General features: G+C 33.2%; 1 protein-coding gene. It reads left to right on the top strand.

What is annotated here, in order from left to right; genetic code table 11:
- Nucleotides 1–142 precede the first annotated feature (142 nt).
- Nucleotides 143–1,782 (top strand): YSIRK-type signal peptide-containing protein (locus tag JCM6256_RS10430; protein WP_155833186.1); only part of this gene is annotated, 1,640 nt, incomplete at its 3' end.

The raw sequence follows: 1,782 nt of genomic DNA, 5'->3' as shown, positions 1-1,782 counted from the left end.
TATACAGTTTTATATTATATTATTTGTTTTATATAAATTACATATAAAATAATATTCATTTTCACTGGTAATGTTATTTTTTAGTGTTAAGATAAAATCATAGATGAGAAAAACGATTATACAATAAAAAGGAATGAATAATATGAAACATAAAAATGATGTGGACTTTAATGCCAGATTATATGGTAAGCAAAAATTCGGTTTCCGTAAATTATCTGTAGGCTTAGCTGCGGTTGCTTTGGGTACAACCTTCTTAATGACTAATGGTGAATTAGTTCATGCGGATGCTACTGATAGCACACAAGCAAGTCAAACTGAAGAAGTAAAAAGTAATGAGGCTCCCCAATCTACTAAGAAAGAAAATTCTGATACTCAAAAACCTGAAGGTGTTGCTCAAAGTGACCAACATCAAGTAGAGGCTAATTCTGAATATCATAAATCTGTAGGTAGTGGCGTTACCCCCCCAATTTCTTCTGAGAAGCCTAAAAATGATCAGGATGAACATACCGATTCAGATCCAAAAAATCAAACAGTAGAAACACAAACTATTTCTACTAATGACTTAGACAACGCTTCATCATCTGCTGTTTATTTAGAAGAAAATAAAACTCCAGAACATTCACCTATTACTATTACAGCTTCACGTGACAATCAAACAATCAATAAAACTCAAGATATGATGGCCGGACAGGACACAGTAGATGTTCACATTAATATTGATAGTCCTCAATTAGACGCTCATCATCAATTAATTATAAAGTTGCCAGATGCCGGAAACGCTAAGAATTTTAACGTTTCAAAATCAAGTACAAAAATCACAAGTAATAATGGTCAATCATATTGGAATGTTGATGTTGATGTTGATGATAATAATAGTCAAATTAGTGCAACTTGGAATTCAAACAATAATGAAACCCCTCAAAATTTCAAATTAGATTTACCTGTTCAAGGAAACAGCGCAACAGTAAAATCTTCTATTGATAATCAATCCTTTAATGTAGAGATTAACGATCAAACGAAAACTGCTTTTACTGCAAACTTAACTCCTTATAAAGAAAAGGTTACTGAAGATGAAATCTTAAAGGGTTTTCCTATGGGAGAAAAAACTTTTGATTCAGTTAACGGATCATGGCCTGAAAAAAACAACATGTCTCCGGAAGATATAAAAAAATATAATTTAAATAAAGATAGCAAAATCCTTCAATGGGGCATATACTTCAATTATGGTAATCAATTAGGAAATACCAATCTAAAACCATTAGTAGATGCTGTGTTTCGCGCATATTTTGATGGTGATCAAACCCTTATCCCATCATCAATTAAAGTTTTCGAAGTTCCTGACGGTATGGCAGTAGACAATAATGGCTATCGGGATGGCGTAGACAACTTTTATGTTGATCCTAAGGATCAAACACAAAATCAAAAATATTATAATAAAATTACTGTCTCAAATAACGAAAGACCAGCTTTTGAACAATATCTTAAGGATCATGTGACTACCACCAATGGTAAACCTAATGGCTTTTCTGTCGATCAAACAAAAGATTCCAAGGATGCGAATGGGCATGTACCATTTCATATACCTGGCGACCCAACTCATGATTATAGTACGCATGCATACTTTATCCAATTAGATACAGTAATGAAAGACGATAAAAGACCTGGTGACGGGACTAGAATTAATTATGAAGCATCACAAGGATTAGATAGTAGCGGAAAACAAATTTCCACCGGAAACAATTGGTTAAATGGTATTTCCGGAAGTTCTGGGTCTCATCTTCA

This window comes from Lactobacillus hamsteri DSM 5661 = JCM 6256 (assembly GCF_000615445.1).
GTDB lineage: Bacteria > Bacillota > Bacilli > Lactobacillales > Lactobacillaceae > Lactobacillus > Lactobacillus hamsteri.
This window is presented reverse-complemented; position numbering and strand designations above follow the sequence as displayed.